At 58.0% G+C, this 1,201-nt stretch carries 1 protein-coding gene; it reads right to left on the bottom strand.

Going from position 1 to position 1,201, the window contains the following annotated elements:
- Positions 1-164 precede the first annotated feature (164 nt).
- Positions 165-1,163 carry a GNAT family N-acetyltransferase gene (locus tag H5T64_13520; GenBank protein ID MBC7265352.1) on the bottom strand — a complete coding sequence of 333 codons (999 nt, stop codon included), beginning with the start codon at positions 1,161-1,163 and terminating at the stop codon, positions 165-167.
- Positions 1,164-1,201: the final 38 nt, after the last annotated feature.

Consider the following 1,201-nt stretch of genomic DNA (forward strand, 5'->3'; position numbering starts at 1 on the left):
CAACGTGTAGATAATCCACTGTGCCAGTACTTTCCGCATGATGGGAACTCCTTTCCCTGCCACGAATGTTCTTCTGAGTGCTATACGTGGGTCAGGCGTATCGGTTTCGGCTCTCTGCTCCCTGAAAGTTGGGAGATGTCCGCAAAGGTCGCTTTGCTGATTGGTCAGAATATTTCCAGAGCCATCTGATCGAGGCGGCGGATCTCACTGAAGCCCCGCCTCTTCAGTGCTTCCAGGGCTGCAGTATGACTCGCTGGCACCGTACAGGCAACTCGCGTGCCGGCCCACGGGCGCAGCCGACGCAGCGCTTCGTCCACCAGCGCGCTTTCCAGGCTGCCGCGTTCAGATGGGGCGACGAGCAGACGCAAGCGCTGCACTCCGCCCGATGTGGCGCTCACACTCAGGCTGGCTACGATATCGCGACCCTCTCTCTCCACAACCAACCTCCAGTGACCACCACCGGTCAGCCAGTCGCCCAGAGCCTCCAGGATGCCACTTCCCCAAGGACGGCGGAATGCCCTTGGCGAGACCGGATGATATTTACGAAACGAGGGAGAGGTAGTAGTCAAATACAAGTCGTACAACTGCTGCCAGTCGCCCGCCCGCTCTGGGCGCAGAACGGTGCTGGCGGGGAATTCGGGCTTTGTTTCCATAGCCGGTATCTGGCCGGACAGATCTACCGTCGTCTCATAGCACGTGAAGCCCAAATGCCTATACAACGCCTGGGCAGCCTGGTTGTCACTTCGTACCTGCAAGAGAACGGTGTGTCCACCGCGCTCCTCAATGAGGTTCAGTGCCGCTTCCATTAGTTGACGAGCAATGCCCCGTCCACGGTGTTCTGGGTAAACGGCCACGTTGCTGATCATCCATACGCCGCGCCGCTGTAAAGTTACTGTAACGTTCCCGACCAAGCGCCGGTCCTCCACCCACACGAACCCGTTGAGCATATCACTTAGAGGAGCGTTGAGAAGGTTGAAAACGGACAGGATGGGACCAAGGGGAGCCAGGCTACGGATCTCGCGCGTGATCTGGTTGCCCGTCTGGTCCAGTTCGGCCCCAAAGGCGAATTCAATCAGGTCGGCTAAAGGCCTTAGATCTCGGCTCAAGTCCAATGCCCGTAATCCATCTGATTTTGAGGCCCCCGTGATGCGATGCGTAATCAAAGGCTCATCCTCACCCTAACAGTCCATTCGCACGTTCC

This window comes from Chloroflexota bacterium (assembly GCA_014360825.1).
Taxonomy (GTDB): domain Bacteria; phylum Chloroflexota; class Anaerolineae; order UBA2200; family JACIWT01; genus JACIWT01.